Consider the following 15,097-nt stretch of genomic DNA (forward strand, 5'->3'; position numbering starts at 1 on the left):
TGCACCGGGTGCCGGCCAGCCGGGCCGGCACCCCGGTCAGAGGGGACGGACGGAGAGCGGGTCGTCGACGGGGCGTCGCGCGATGGGGAGCTGCGGTGCGGGCCCGGCCGCGGGGACCGGAGTCCGCTCGGCCGGCGGGACGAAGGCGGGAAGCCCGCCGGTCTCGTCCAGGAAGACCCGCCGTACGACCCGCTCCGCCGCATGCCCGTCGTCGTACGGGCAGAACCGCTCCCGGAACGCGGCCCGCAGCTGCGCCGAGCGCGAGCTGCGCCAGTGGCCCGTGGTGAAGATGTCGATCAGTTCGTCCTCCGTGCCGGCAACCGCGCCGGGCGGGCATGTGCGCACGTCGAAGTACGTGCCGCGGGCCGCCTGGTACGCCTCCCAGTCGGACGTGTGCAGCACGATCGGGCGGTCCAGGCCCGCGTAGTCGAACATCAGGGACGAGTAGTCGGTGACCAGCGCGTCCGAGGCGAGCGCGAGGGACTCGACGCTCGGATGCGCGGAGACGTCGACGACCCGGTGAGCCGCGCCGAAGGCGCCGGCGTCGGCGAAGTAGTGCGCGCGGGCGAGCACGACGAAGCGGTCGCCGAGCGCGGCCGCGAACCGCGCCAGGTCCAGGGACGGATGCTGGGCGCGGCGGTAGTCGCGATGGGTCGGGGCGTACAGGATCGCGGTGGTGCCCTCCGGCACACCGAGCGAGGCGCGCAGTCGCGCCACGTCGGCGGGCTTGGCGTGGTGGAAGACGTCGTTGCGGGGATGGCCGTATTCGAGGACGGTGCAGACGGAGGGGTAGGCGCGCTCCCAGACGAGCGTCGAATGCCGGTTGGCGGACAGGGAGTAGTCCCACTTGTCGGCGTTCGCGAGCAGCTGCTCGAAGTCCATGTCACGGGCCGCGGCCGGGCGTTCCTGAAGATCGATGCCCATGGTCTTCAGCGGGGTGCCGTGATGGGTCTGGAGCATGACCTGGGCGGGGCGCTTGACCATCCGGCGGTCGAAGTTCACGTTGTTGACGAGATATTTGGCGCGTGCGAGCGCCGACCAGTGCGCGAACGAGCCGGGGCGCAGCCACCGGGTCTGCGCCGGAAGCGTGTGCCGGTGAGCCTGGTCCGCGATCCAGGCGGTGCGGATGTGCGGGGCGAGTTCGCGGACCTTCGCCTCGATCGCGGCTGGATTGCACGCGTAGCCGCGGTTCCAGTACGCGGAGAACACAGCCAGGTCCCGGCGCACGGGCAGCCGCAGCTGGATGCGGTAGTGCAGCCGCACCGCGGCGGTGCGAAGCACGCGTCGGCCCGCTCCCGCCGCGCCGCGGGCCCGAGCGAAAAGCAGGTCCGTCGTCCACAGCAGCCGGTAGGTCCGGTGGCAGCCGTGCCGCATCAGCACATGCCGCAGCCGCCCGCGCAGGGAGGGACGCACCCCCGGCGCGTGGTGGCGGGCGCAGTGCGCGCGGGCGCGGCGGAAGAACTCGGCGCGGCTGCCACGGGGGAGCCGGCCACGGGTGGTCGCCAGCGTCGAGAAGTGGTCGACCATGCGGCAGAAGAGGACCGGCCGCCAGCGCGCGAGCTCGGGCCGTGCGTCGAGGAACGCGAAGACGCGGTCGTACTGGTCGAAGATGTCGAAGTGCTTGCGGCTCGTGGTGGCGAGGATGTTGCCGCCCTGCCTGCGCTGGCGGTAGTGCACGCACACCCGGTCCAGCGCGGCGATCGTGGAGGCCGCCAGAAGCGCCGGATACGTCCACGGGGTGTCCTCGTAGTAGCCCGGCGGGAAGGCGAGGCCCTCGCGCTCGACGAACTCGCGCTTGTACGCCTTGTTCCAGACCACCATCAGCAGTTTCAGCAGCCCGGGCCGGTCCGCCAGGCGGAACGTCGCGGGGCCCTGCTCGGTCAGCAGCGCGGCGCACTTGTTGCGCCGGCTCTCGCCCGTCCAGTAGGTGCGGGCGTAGTCGTAGACCAGGACGTCGGGCTCGTCCGTGTGCTTGAGGCGGTCGGCGATCGCCTGGAGTGCGCCGGGCACGAGGGTGTCGTCGCTGTCGAGGAAGACGATGTACTCGCCGGCGGCGCGGGCGAGTCCGGCATTGCGCGCCTGGCCCAGGCCCACGTTCCGCGGCAGGTGTACGGCCCGCACGCGCGGATCGCGCGCCGCGACCTCGTCGATGATCGCACCGCAGGCGTCGGGGGAGCCGTCGTCGACGGCGATCAGCTCGAAGTCGTCGAAGCTCTGAGTCAGCACCGAATCCAGGCATTCATGCAGGTACGCCTGGACCTTGAACGCGGGCACGATGACGCTGAACCGGGGCACGGCACATCCATGGGTCGGCGCGGACAGATGGTCCGAGAACGGCCAATGGGGTGACTTGGTTACGCCGCACGTGGCATACGGGGGACGAACGCGTGGAGGCGGCCCGGTTACGGGAAACCGGGCCGCCTCCACGGCCGTACGGTCACTTGACGGCGCCTGCCATGACGCCGGAGACGAACTGCCGCTGGAAGGCGAAGAACACGATCAGCGGGATGATCATCGATACGAACGCGCCGGGCGCGAGCACGTCGATGTTGTTGCCGAACTGCCGTACCTGGCGCTGGAGCGCGACCGTGATCGGCGCGGACTCGGAGTCCGCGAAGATCAGCGCGACCAGCATGTCGTTCCACACCCACAGGAACTGGAAAATGCCCAGCGAGGCGATCGCCGGCCCGCCCAGCGGCATCACGACGCGGGTGAACAGACGGATTTCGCCCGCCCCGTCGAGCCGGGCCGCCTCCAGCAGTTCCCTCGGGATCTCCGCGAAGAAGTTGCGCAGCAGGAAGATCGCGAAGGGCAGCCCGAAGGCGACATGAAACAGGATCACGCCGATCGTCGTCTCGAAGATGCCGATCACGCCGAACAGCTCGGACACCGGCACGAGCGCGACCTGCACGGGGACGACGAGGAGGCCGACGACGACCATGAACCACCAGTCGCGGCCCGGGAACTCCATCCACGCGAAGGCGTACCCGGCGAGCGCGCCGATCACCACGACGAGCACGGTGGCCGGAACGGTGATCAGGACGGTGGAGAGGAGGGAGTCGGTGATCGCCTCGTTCTGGAGGAGGCGGGAGTAGTTCTCGGTGGTGAGCTCGGCGGGCGCGGTCAGGACCTTCCACCAGCCGCTCTCGGCGATGTCACCGGGGCTGCGAAGGGAGGAGAGCAGCAGACCGACGGTCGGCATCAGCCAGAAGAGGGCGGCGAGGACGAGGCAGACCCGCAGCACGCCGCCGCCGGTGCGGGCGGCGACGCGGGCGGCGAGGGACTGCTTCGCCTTGACGGGCACGGCGCTGGTGCCGGTCCTGCTGCTCACGGTGCTCATCGTGCTGCCCCCTTCCGCGTCCTCCTGCTGTTGCTGAGCCGGTCCGGGGGGCGAGCCCCGGACCCTCGGCAGGGGGCGGGCGTGGTGCGGCCAGACCTCATCGCCCTGCCTCCTTCCGCATCCTCCTGATGTTGAAGAACATCACCGGCAGCACCAGCAGAAGCAGCAGCACGGCGATCGCGCTGCCGAGTCCGAGATTCGCGTCGGTGCCGAACGACGAGCGGTACAGCTGGAGCGCGAGCACGTTCGCGTCGTCCTGGGAGGAGCCCGGCGCGATGATGAACACCAGGTCGAAGATCTTGAGCACGTTGATCATCAACGTCACCAGCACCACCGCGAGGACGGGCGCCAGCAGCGGCACGGTCACCTTGCGGAAGACCTGCCACTCGTTCGCGCCGTCCACGCGTGCCGCCTCCAGCAGTTCGCGCGGCACGCTCGCCAGCCCCGCGGCGATCAGCACCATCGCGAAGCCCGCCCACATCCACACATAGCTGCCGATGATCGCGGGTGTGACCAGGTTCGGACCGAGCCAGTTCACGCCGTTGTACGGCTCACGGAAGTTCTCCGCCGGCAGCCGCAGCAGCGCGCCGTCCGCCGAGTCGGGCAGGGTGAACCGCCCGTCCGCGCCGGCCCGCGCCTCCGCTACGACCTTGCCGTCCTTGACCGCCTCCACCTTGATGCCCTTGAGCCCGAGCTCCTTGGGGTCGACGGCGTTCGGCTTGCCGCCGCCGCCCCGGGTGAAGTCCAGCCACGCCGTGCCGGTGATCTCGCCCGGCTCGGCCTCCGGCGTCTTCGCGGGCTGCGCGTCCGACGGCATCTTCGCGGGAGCCACCCCGACCAGCGGCAACTGCACGCTCTTCCCGGCCGTGACCGGTTCCTTGGTGACGAACGAACCGCCGCCGCCCGCCTTCAGCGGATGCACCGGCAGCGGATGCGCCTTGGGGAAACCGGCCGACTCGCTGAACGTGTCGTGCACGCCCACCCAGACCGCGTTGGCGACGCCGCGCTCCGGGTCCTGCTCGTACACCAGCCGGAAGATGATGCCCGCGGCGAGCATCGAGATCGCCATGGGCATGAAGACAACCAGCTTGAACGCCGTGCCCCAGCGGATCCGCTCCGTGAGCACCGCGAAGATCAGCCCCAGCGCGGTGGAGACCGTCGGCGCGACGACCACCCAGATCGCGTTGTTCTTCACCGCGGTCAGGATGGTGTCGTCGGTGAAGATCTCGACATAGTTGTCCAGCCCGGCGAAACCGGTGCCGGGCTGGTCGAAGAAGGACCGGTAGAGCGAGTACCCGATCGGGTAGACCACGAGCGCGCCCAGCAGCACGAGAGCCGGCAGCAGGAATCCCGCCGCCACGACTTTACGTGTGCCTGTCACGCTCTTGCGCTTGTCGGCGGGGGGCGCCGGACGGGCCGGCCCCCCCGCGGTCGCGGCCGCCACGACTTCAGCTCTTGTAGGCCTTGGCCGCGTCGGCCTCCAGCCTCTGCTGGATGCCCGCGACGTCCTTCGGGTTCTTCAGGAAGTCCTGGAGCGCCTTCCACTCGCCCTTGCCCGGCGTACCGCCGAACGACTGCGGCATCTGGTCCGACATGTCGAAGCGGAAGTCGTCGCCGGCCGCGATCAGCGCCTTGGCGATGTCGCGCTGCACGTCGTTCGGGTACGCGGCCGCGTCAAGGGACTTGTTGGGCGAGATGAAGCCGCCCGCCGCCGCCGAGATCGCCGCCGCGTCGGGCGAGGCGAGGAACGTCAGCAGCGCCTGCGCGCCCTTGCTGTCCTTCAGTGCCACGGCCGCGTCACCGCCCGTCACCACGGGTGCCTTCTCGCCGACCGCGGGGAACGGGAAGACCTTCGCCTCGGTCCCGATCTTCGCGTCCGTCTGGGCGATGTTGACCGTCACGAAGTCGCCCTCGAAGACCATCGCGGCCTTCGGCTGGTCGCCACCGCTGAAGGTCTGCGTGACGGACGCCGGGAACTCGGTCTGCAGCGCGCCGTCCGTGCCGCCCGCGATCAGCGACGGCTTGCCGAACAGCTGGCCGAGCGTGGTGAGCGCGTCCTTGACCGAAGGGTCGGTCCACTTGATCTCGTGCTTGGCCAGCTGGTCGTACTTCTCCGGACCGGCCTGCGAGAGGTACACGTTCTCGAACCAGTCGGTGAGAGTCCAGCCGTCCGCGCCCGCGATCGAGACCGGCGTGACACCCGAGGCGGAGATCGTCTCCGCCGTCGCCATGAAGTCCTTCCACGTCTTCGGCGCACTCGCACCCGCGTTCTCGAAGACCGTGTTGTTGTACCAGATGAGGGACTTGTTGGCGGCCTTGTAATACACGCCGTACTGAGTGCCGTCCACCGCGCCCAGGTCCTGCCAGCCCTTCGAGTAGTTCTTCGCGAGCTGCTCCCTGGCCTCCGGGCCGACCGGCTTGGCCCACTTGCGCTGCACGGCCTGCTGGATCGCGCCGACCTGCGGCAGCATCGCCACGTCCGGCGGGCTGCCGCCGGCGATCTTCGTTCCGAGGAAGTTGACGATCGGGTCCTGGGCGGGCACGAAGGTGACGTTCGCGCCCGTGCGCTTCTCGAACTCGTTCAGGACCTTGGTGAAGTTCTCCTGCTCCGGGCCGCTCCAGACGGCCGCGACCTGGATGCTCTCGCCGTCCAGCTTGGGCAGCTGGACGGTCGTCGGCGCCTCGGTGGTCTGCTTGCCCTTCGGCTCCCCGGCGTCACTGTCGGCGCCGCATCCGGCGAGGGTGAGCGCGCCGATGGCGGCGAGCGTCACCGCGGCCCTGCTCGTACGAAGAGTTGTGCGCATTGCTGCCCCGTCTCTCCCGTGCGCTGCTGTCCCGTGACAGCCAGGTCTACGCCCGAGCTCCGGGTGTCGCAATACCGCCCCCGGCGACCACCGACCTTTCGTGATGGCCTTGTGACGCGATGTCAGGCGTATGGCTCACGGGGGGTGGCGGGCGGCGCGGCGGCACGGGCCAGGCCTGCGCCGGGGTGAGGAGTGGGCGCGCGTCAGGCTGTGCCGGGGTGAGGAGTGGGCGCGCGTCAGGCCCTGGGCCGGGATGAGAAGTGAGGGTGGGTCAGGTCTGCGCCGGGATGAGGGGCGGGACCGGGCCTGCGTTGACCGACTGGGCGGCCCGTTGCAGCGCGCTCGCGAGCAGGGCGAGATCCGTCGGCCCGTTGCCCAGTTCGCGGACGGGGCGGCGGGTCGGCGGATCGCCCATCCGCTCCCACTCCAGCGGGACGACCGTGGGACGCAGAGTCGCCGTCCGCGGTATGCGCCCCGTGACACGGCCGCTCTGGAACGGTGTCACCCGGCCGTCCGGATGCCCCAGCCTGCCCCGGCCGGGTGCCGGATCGTCCGGCCCCGGCGCCACGGGCGGCGCCTGAAGCACCACACGGAGCCGCGCGCCCTCCGCCAGCCGCGTGTCCGCCGTCCGGTCGGGCCGCGAGGACGTCGCCACCAGATGCACGCCGAGCCGCTCGCCGTCCTTGGCCACCGCCTCCAGGGCCCGTACGACCGAACCCGCGGCCGGCCGGCCGGCGCTGCCGAGCGCGGGGGCCACCAGCGCGTCGAAGTCGTCCACCAGCACCACGAGCCGGGGCAGGGGGTCCGGCTCCTGGCTCTGCGTACGCCCGCCGGGGCGCAGCCGCAGGGTCCCGGAGGGCGGCGACTCCAGATCGCCGCGCTGCTCGGCGGGGCTCGGGCCGCGCTGGCCGACTATTCGGCCCGAGACCTCGCGCCGCGCCTGCCACTCGGCGAAGTCCGACCCGTCCAGAAGCTCCGCGCGACGCTTCAGCTCGGCGCCCAGAGCCTGCGCGAACACCCTCATGCGGACCGGATCGCTTGCCACCAAGTGCTCGGTGACATGCGGCAGCTCCGTGCACGCCGCCAGGCCCTCGCCGCGCTCGCCGCCCGCGCCGTCGACCAGCAGCAGACCGAGCCGGTCCGGGCGGGCGGCGGCGGCCAGGGACGCGGCGACCGCGCGCAGCAGCTCCGTGCGGCCGCTGCCCGCCGGGCCCTCGATCAACAGGTGCGGGCCCTCCTCGGTGAGATCCACGACGAGCGGGCCGCGGGGCCCGGCGCCGAGGACAACCGTGCCGTCGCCCGCCGTGGCCCAACGCGCCATCAGCGAGGCGGGCGTGGCCCGGGCGAGCTCCAGCTCGTCCAGCAGCCGGGCCGACTGCGGCAGCGCCGCAACTCGTCCCTGATGCGTTGAAGCACCCTCGGCGCGCAGAGGCGCGAGCGCGCGCGCGAAACGCTCGGCCCACGCCGGTGACACCGCGTCCACCGCGCCGACCGTGCCATGGCCGACGGGCCGGCCGCCGGCCACCCGCATCAGCCGCAGCGCTGTCGCCACGTCACCGCTGAGCATCGCGACCGCACCGCACTCGCGGAACGCCGGCGACGCCGCGCACGCGGACTCGTAGGTCGCCGCCACGGGAGACAGAGGGGAGGCGGCCGGGGTCTCGGCCAGACAGATCAGATGGATCCCCGCGGCCGGGCCCGCTCCGGCGAGCCGCGCGGTGGTCTCACGAAGCGCGGCGGACCCCGGGTCGCCGTCGACGATCACGACCGTACGCGGGCCCGTGTGCCGGTCGGCCGCGTCCGCGACGGCCCGGTGGTCGGCGCTCGGCCAGCCCTGACCGAGCGGCCCCTCGTCCAGCCTGCGCGTCAGCTCGGCGGTGCGGGCGGTGGCCTGATCGCGGTCGTAGGCGAGCAGGAGCCGGCAGTCCTGGCCGTGCGCGGGGCGCAGATGCGGCAGCCAGCCGAGCCACGCCCATTCGCCCAGGCGCTCTTCCCGGCTGCGGGCGCGGTCCGTGCTGATCAGCACGATCTCCAGATCGGACGGGGAGTGCAGCGCGGCGAGCTGGGCGACGGCGGAGCGCGCGAGTCCGGCCAGCCGCGCCCGCGGACCGGCCAGCCCTAGGGAGCCTGCCTCGCGCAGCGCCACGGTCACCGGCACGGCGGGCAGCTCGGCGCGGTCCGTCGTACCGAGCCGGATGACGAGGGACTCCGGGTGCCCGGAGCCTCGCTCCCACAGCCGCGGGCCGGGGCCGAGCGCGGTGAGCAGCACGGTCGCGGGGTCGGGCCATGCCTCGACCGCGGGCGGCCCCGCGGCGACCGCGGGCCCGCCCGGCTGGGACTGCTCCACCACGCGCGCGTCGCGGCCGCCGGTCAGTCGACGGGCCCAGGCCCCGATGCCGCGGCGCCGGGCCGTGCCCCCCTCGGGGGTCCGGCTGCGGACCGGCTCCCCACCGGAGGCGTCGAGCGCCCGGGCGTGGGTGTGGCCGCCCGTGGGGACGTACTGCGCGGGGACGCGCGGGCTCGTGACGTCGGCGCGGTAGGTCTGCGACCCTCGCGCTTCGGCCTCGCCCCCGTCGGCACGGAAGGTCTGCGACCCGCCGCGCCCGCCGAACTGCCCGGGCCCTTCGCCCGGGCCGGCCGCCTGAGGACGGCTGCCTGCGCTGCTGTCCCGGTGTGGATCGCCCCACGCGTCGCCACGGCTGCCTGCACCGTGTGCGTCGCCCTGTCCGTGCGGGTCGGCGGGCTCGGGCCACGCGTCGCCACGGCTGCCCGCACCGCCTGCGCCGCTTGACCGGTGCGGGTCGGTCGGCTCGGGCCACGCGCCCGCGCGGCTGCCGGTGCCGTCGGCTTCCCGACGCCCGTACGGGTCCGCCGGGTCCGGCCAGTGCGGCCCGCCCTCGTCCTGTGCGTGCGGGCCGGACTGGCTGCTGCGGGTGCCGGAGCCGGCGGTGTCGCCGGTGCCGTACGGGTCAGTGGCCCACTGGGGTCGGTGGCCGCTCGGGTCCTGAGTGCCCGCGCGTTCCCCGTCTGCGCCGAGTCCGTACGAGTCCGGCCGTTCGGCCCACCCGGGTCCGCGGCCGCCCGTGCCCGCCGCGTCCGCGCTGGCCGCCGTGTCTGCGCTGGCCGCCGTGTCTGCGCCGGCCGCCGTGTCTGCGCCGGCCGCGCTGTCCGGCCCGTGCGAACCCGCGCCTCGCGCGTCCTCAGCCCCGGCGCTGCCCGCGCCGGTGCCGCCGGGCCCTCGCGAGCCCGGGGCCATTGGCCACGTGTCCCGGCGGCCTGTGGTCGCGCCAGGGGCGACTGCCTCTTCTGTGTACGCGCCGGTCGCGCCGTACGTGTCGGCCTGTCCGGCCCACTGCGGCCTGCGACCGCCCGCGCCCTGCCCATCCGCAGCCCGGTCGCCGCCGGGACCCAGCGGACCTGCGCCCTGCGTGCCCGCGTCGCCCGGGCTGCGCAAATCCGTGCTCCCGCCGCCGGGCGGGCCGCCCGCGGCGGATGCGGGCCGGCCGGTGGGCGAGCCCGTACCGGAAGGGCCGTCCGGTATGGGACGGGGCTCGGACGGGCGGGACACCCGCAGGTGGCCCTCGCCGTCCGGTGTCGTCGTCAGCGGCTCCGGCGGCGGCGCAGCCGTCAGGCGCAGCCTCGACTCACCAAGGCGCAGCAGCGCCCCCGCCGGGAGGCGGACCGGGCGCGTGTCGACGGATTCGCCGTCGACCGTCGTGCCGTTCGTCGAGCCCAGGTCCGCGACCGTCACGCGGCCGTCGTCCGTCACGGTGACCGCACAGTGCAGCCGGGAGACGTCCGGGTCGTCCAGCGGCACATCGGCGTCGGCCGAGCGGCCGACGTCTATCCGGCCGCCGTGCAGCAGATGGACGCCGCCCGCGTCCGGCCCGGCCACGACATGGAGCCTGGCCGTCGCCTGGACGCCGTGCGAGTCGTCGTCGACGGGGGACTGGAGGGCGAGGACGGCGCCGTCCACCAGCGGTGGCTCGCCGAGCGTGCGCCGCTGCGGATCGAGCCGCTCCTGCCCCGCGTAGAGCACGACGGCGCCCGAGGTCTCCGGGCCGGAGACGGCGGCGGCCAGACCGGAGGCCACCGCGGCCAGCGCGGTCCCCGCGGGCGCGGTGACCAGCACATCGCAAGGGCGCCCCGCGGTCGCGGACGATCCCCCGCGCGGCGCAAGCACAGTCAGCCGGATCTGCATCGCCGTCAGCAATCCCTTCTGCGCGGGGTACCCGGCAGGGGAGTCGCCCTGATCGCCCCCCGCCCGGCACGGGCCACGGGCTCCCTCCCACGGCCATGTGCTGAGGGCATCCTCGCACCTGCCGCCGACAACACGCCCGGGCCTCGCCCATAAGTGATCTTGAATGGTCGGCTCTGGGCGCAAAAGTGCCTGGTTGGGACAGGAACCGGAACGGCCGCGCGACCGATCGTGAGGTTCGCTGCACTTCCGCGCGGCAACCATCCGTACGATGCCCGCGTCTGTCTTCGAACGAAAGGCATCGGGACGAGCGCCGCCGGTGATCCGTTCGGCACCATTACAGTGGGTCGGACACCCCGGCGGCCCGCAGGATCATCGGCAGGCCCGGGTTCCAGAGGACCGACCAGCAGGGAGCGCATGACGTGCGGCCGGTAGGCAGCAAATACCTGCTCGAGGAGCCGCTCGGGCGCGGCGCCACGGGTACCGTCTGGCGAGCCCGTCAGCGGGAGACCGCGGGCGCCGAGGCCGCCGTCGCGGGACAGCCCGGCGAGACCGTCGCGATCAAGGTCCTGAAGGAGGAGCTCGCGAACGACGCGGACGTGGTGATGCGCTTCCTGAGGGAGCGCTCGGTCCTCCTGCGCCTCACCCACCCGAACATCGTCCGCACGCGCGACCTGGTGGTCGAGGGTGATCTCCTCGCCCTGGTCATGGACCTGGTCGACGGCCCCGATCTCCACCGCTACCTGCGCGACAGCGGCCCGCTCTCCCCGGTCGCCGCCTCCCTGATGACCGCGCAGATCGCCGACGCGCTCGCGGCCAGCCATGCCGACGGCGTCGTCCACCGCGACCTCAAGCCGGCGAACGTCCTGCTGAAGACCGACGCCGACGGCCAGATGCACCCGATGCTGACGGACTTCGGCATCGCGCGCCTCGCCGATTCCCCGGGTCTGACCCGCACGCACGAGTTCGTCGGCACCCCGGCGTATGTCGCGCCCGAGTCCGCCGAGGGCCGCCCGCAGACCTCAGCGGTCGACGTCTACGGGGCCGGCATCCTGCTGTACGAGCTGGTCACTGGCCGTCCCCCGTTCGCGGGCGGTACGGCGCTGGAGGTGCTCCACCGGCATCTCAGCGAGGAGCCCCGCCGCCCCACCACCGTGCCCGAGCCGCTGTGGACGGTCATAGAGCGCTGCCTGCGCAAGGAGCCCGGCGAGCGGCCCAGCGCAGAGAACCTCGCACGCGGCCTGCGCACGGTCGCCGCCGGCATCGGCGTGCACGCGAACGCAGCCCAGGTCGACGCCGCCCTCGGCGTCGCGGCGCTGCTCGCGCCCGACCCGGCCCCGGCGCCCGTCCCCCAGGCGCCTGGCGCCGCGGACCCGACGCAGGTCCTGCCGAACACCGGCGGCCCCTCGTACGATCCGTCCGCCGCGACGAGCGTCATGCCACAGACGGGCCCGCCCGGTGGCGGGGCCGACCCGACCTCCGTGATGCCTCCTGTCCCGCCGGGCGACGCGTCGCGGCCCGAGGATCCGCACCCGTGGCAGTCGCAGCTGCGGGCCGCCCGCGACCGCAACGAGCAGACCCAGGTGCAGTACCTGGACCCGAACCAGGACCCCTTGCGCCGCCGCCCCCAGCGCCAGGCGCCGCAGCAGCCGCCCCAGCGCCAGCAGCGGCCGCCGCAGCGCCCGCAGCCCCAGCCGTACGCCCAGCAGCCACAGCGCCCCCAGCCCCAGCCGTACGCGCCGCAGCAGCAGCCGTACGCGCCTCCGCCCCAGCAGCCGGTCCCGCGTCCGCCGCGCGAGCCGCGCCGGCGCAGCGCCAACCCGGTCCGCATCCCCGGGCTCGGCTGCCTCAAGGGCTGCCTGGTCATGGTCGTGCTGTTCTTCATCGGCGGCTGGCTGATCTGGGAGCTCACTCCGCTCCAGGACTGGATCGCGGAGGGCAAGAGCTACTGGGACGCGCTCGGCGACGGCATCTCGACCGTCACCGACTGGATCTCGACGATCGGCGAGGCGAAGGACACCGCCGACCAGATCCAGAACCAGCAGTAACCGCGCCGACCCTGCCCTGTAACCAGCAGTAACAGCGGTAGCTCTGTCGTTTTGTCGACTTCTGCGGGCTGATTTGTTCCGCAGAAGTGGAGGTTGGTGTCATCCGGGGCACACAGGCCCCCGACTCCCGCGTACGTTAAGGGGCAACGCCAGCCGCTGAGGGAGCAGTCTTGGCACGGAATATCGGCAGCCGGTACACGGCCCATCAGATCCTGGGGCGGGGAAGCGCCGGCACGGTGTGGCTCGGCGAGGGACCCGAAGGGCCCGTCGCCGTCAAGCTGTTGCGCGAGGACCTGGCCTGCGACCAGGAGCTGGTCGGCCGCTTCGTCCAGGAGCGCACGGCCCTGCTCGGGCTCGACCACCCCAGGATCGTCGGCGTCCGCGACCTCGTCGTCGACGGCAACGACCTCGCGCTGGTCATGGACCTCGTCCGCGGGACCGATCTGCGCACCCGGCTGGACCGCGAGCGCCGGCTCGCACCCGAGGCCGCGGTCGCGATCACCGCGGACGTCGCCGACGGCCTGGCCGCCGCCCACGCGGCCGGGGTCGTGCACCGGGACGTCAAGCCGGAGAACATCCTGCTCGACATGGAGGGTCCGCTCGGTCCCGCCGGCTCGCACCCGGCGCTGCTGACCGACTTCGGCGTCGCCAAGCTGATCGACACCCCGCGCCGCACCAAGGCCCTGCGTCCCACGGGCGGCAACGCCCCCAACCCCTCGGGGATCATCGGCACCCCCGACTACATCGCGCCCGAGATCGTCGAGGGTCTGCCGCCGCGCGCGGCGGTCGACATCTATGCGCTGGCGACCGTCCTGTACGAGCTCCTGGCCGGGTTCACGCCCTTCGGCGGCGGCCACCCGGGAGCGGTCCTGCGCCGTCACGTCACCGAGACCGTGGTCCCGCTGCCGGGCATCCCCGACGAGCTGTGGCAGCTGATCGTCCAGTGCCTGGCCAAGGCGCCCGCCTCCCGGCTGCGCGCCTCGGAGCTGGCGCACCGGCTGCACGACCTGCTGCCGATGCTCGCCGGCATGCCGCCGCTGGACGTCGACGAGCCTGACGCGGAGCCCGCACCGGAGCCGTACGAGGACGTCGCGCCGGCTGTGCGGAACCAGCCCCGCCGCCGCGGCGCGGTCCCGCTCGTCCCCGGCTCCACCCCGGCCGACTCCAACCGCGACACCCACACCTCGATGCGGGTCCCCGCCCCGGACGAGCTCGCGGGAGGCGCCCATGGCACCGCGCGTGCGCCCCGCGCCCCGGGCCAGCGCCGCCCCGGCTCCGCCCGCAACAGGTCGGCCTCGGTGCGCAAGCGCCGTATCACGCTCGGCGTGGCCGCCGTCGTCGTGGCGGCGGCCGTGGGCGTCGGCGGCTGGCTGGCCACCGGCGGCGAAGAGAACGAGCCGCTGCCGCGCGACACCCAGCAGTCCGCCCCCTCCGAGCCCTGATATAGGTCCGGTCCCCGGGGCCCGCAGGCCCGGGGACCAGGGCGGAACCGGGGCCAGCACGGGTTCGGCCGCTCAGCCGTTACGCTGGACCCGTGGCAGTCGTCGATGTATCCGAAGAGCTGAAGTCCCTTTCCTCGACCATGGGGTCGATCGAGGCCGTTCTGGACCTCGACAGGATGAGGGCAGACATCGCCGTGCTCGAGGAGCAGGCGGCGGCACCGTCCCTGTGGGACGACCCCGAGGCGGCGCAGAAGATCACCAGCAAGCTTTCACACCTCCAGGCGGAGGTCCGCAAGACCGAGGCGCTCCGCAGCCGTATCGACGACCTCGAAGTGCTCTTCGAGCTCGCGGAGGCCGAGGACGACACGGACACCCGCGCCGAGGCCGAGGTGGAGCTGGAGTCCGTGCGGAAGGCGCTGGACGAGATGGAGGTCCGCACCCTCCTGTCCGGCGAGTACGACGAGCGCGAGGCGCTGGTCAACATCCGTGCCGAGGCCGGCGGCGTCGATGCCGCCGACTTCGCCGAACAGCTGCAGCGGATGTATATGCGCTGGGCCGAGCGGCACGGCTACGGCACCGAGGTCTACGAGACGTCGTACGCGGAAGAGGCCGGCATCAAGTCGACCACGTTCGTCGTGAAGGCTCCGTACGCCTACGGCACCCTCTCCGTCGAGCAGGGCACGCACCGCCTGGTGCGCATCTCGCCCTTCGACAACCAGGGCCGCCGGCAGACGTCCTTCGCGGGCGTCGAGGTGCTGCCGGTCGTCGAGCAGTCCGACCACGTCGAGATCGACGAGTCCGAGCTGCGTATCGACGTCTACCGCGCGTCCGGCCCCGGCGGCCAGGGCGTCAACACGACCGACTCCGCGGTCCGCATCACGCACCTGCCGACCGGCATCGTCGTCTCCTGCCAGAACGAGCGCTCCCAGATCCAGAACAAGGCGAGCGCGATGAACGTCCTTCAGGCGAAGCTGCTGGAGCGCCGCCGCCTGGAGGAGCAGGCCAGGATGGACGCCCTCAAGGGCGACGGCGGCAACTCCTGGGGAAACCAGATGCGTTCGTACGTCCTGCACCCGTACCAGATGGTCAAGGACCTGCGCACCGAGTTCGAGGTGGGCAACCCGCAGTCGGTGCTCGACGGGGAGATCGACGGATTCCTCGAGGCGGGCATCCGCTGGAGGAAGCAGCAGGAGAAGTAGAGCTGTTGCGGATGGCCTGCGAGAGGAACGTCCAGCACAGCCTCGAAGCCGGAATTCGCTGGCGCA

At 72.8% G+C, this 15,097-nt stretch carries 8 protein-coding genes; 3 read left to right on the top strand and 5 right to left on the bottom strand.

All coding sequences use genetic code 11. The features are described from left to right. Window positions 1-36 precede the first annotated feature (36 nt). From J7E88_RS16805 to J7E88_RS16825, 5 genes are all read right to left on the bottom strand, one after another. Window positions 37-2,295 carry a bifunctional glycosyltransferase family 2 protein/CDP-glycerol:glycerophosphate glycerophosphotransferase gene (locus tag J7E88_RS16805; RefSeq protein ID WP_215181804.1) on the bottom strand — a complete coding sequence of 753 codons (2,259 nt, stop codon included), beginning with the start codon at window positions 2,293-2,295 and terminating at the stop codon, window positions 37-39. Between the two features lie 142 nt (window positions 2,296-2,437). Then, window positions 2,438-3,340: a carbohydrate ABC transporter permease gene (locus J7E88_RS16810; RefSeq protein ID WP_215181806.1), complete on the bottom strand. Its 903-nt coding sequence runs from the start codon at window positions 3,338-3,340 to the stop codon at window positions 2,438-2,440. Window positions 3,341-3,437: 97 nt separating this feature from the next. Further along, window positions 3,438-4,784, bottom strand: a complete 1,347-nt coding sequence (locus J7E88_RS16815; RefSeq protein ID WP_215181808.1) for a carbohydrate ABC transporter permease — start codon at window positions 4,782-4,784, stop codon at window positions 3,438-3,440. Window positions 4,785-4,788: 4 nt separating this feature from the next. Continuing rightward, the gene (locus J7E88_RS16820) at window positions 4,789-6,144 is read right to left on the bottom strand and encodes an ABC transporter substrate-binding protein (RefSeq protein ID WP_215181810.1); all 1,356 of its coding nucleotides are present in this window, start codon (window positions 6,142-6,144) and stop codon (window positions 4,789-4,791) included. Window positions 6,145-6,415: 271 nt separating this feature from the next. Further along, on the bottom strand, window positions 6,416-10,345 hold the full coding sequence (locus J7E88_RS16825; protein WP_215181812.1) for an FHA domain-containing protein: 3,930 nt from the start codon (window positions 10,343-10,345) through the stop codon (window positions 6,416-6,418). A gap of 419 nt (window positions 10,346-10,764) precedes the next feature. Between J7E88_RS16825 and J7E88_RS16830 the strand changes: the two genes are divergently transcribed. From J7E88_RS16830 to prfB, 3 genes are all read left to right on the top strand, one after another. Beyond that, window positions 10,765-12,390, top strand: coding sequence for a serine/threonine-protein kinase (locus J7E88_RS16830; RefSeq protein WP_215181814.1), 1,626 nt, complete (start codon window positions 10,765-10,767; stop codon window positions 12,388-12,390). Window positions 12,391-12,560: 170 nt separating this feature from the next. Then, window positions 12,561-13,832, top strand: coding sequence for a serine/threonine-protein kinase (locus J7E88_RS16835; protein WP_215181815.1), 1,272 nt, complete (start codon window positions 12,561-12,563; stop codon window positions 13,830-13,832). Window positions 13,833-13,924: 92 nt separating this feature from the next. Continuing rightward, window positions 13,925-15,031 carry a peptide chain release factor 2 gene (gene prfB, locus J7E88_RS16840; RefSeq protein WP_215181817.1) on the top strand — a complete coding sequence of 369 codons (1,107 nt, stop codon included), beginning with the start codon at window positions 13,925-13,927 and terminating at the stop codon, window positions 15,029-15,031. The last annotated feature ends 66 nt before the right edge of the window (window positions 15,032-15,097 follow it).

Source organism: Streptomyces sp. ISL-10 (genome assembly GCF_018614575.1).
Lineage (GTDB): Bacteria > Actinomycetota > Actinomycetes > Streptomycetales > Streptomycetaceae > Streptomyces.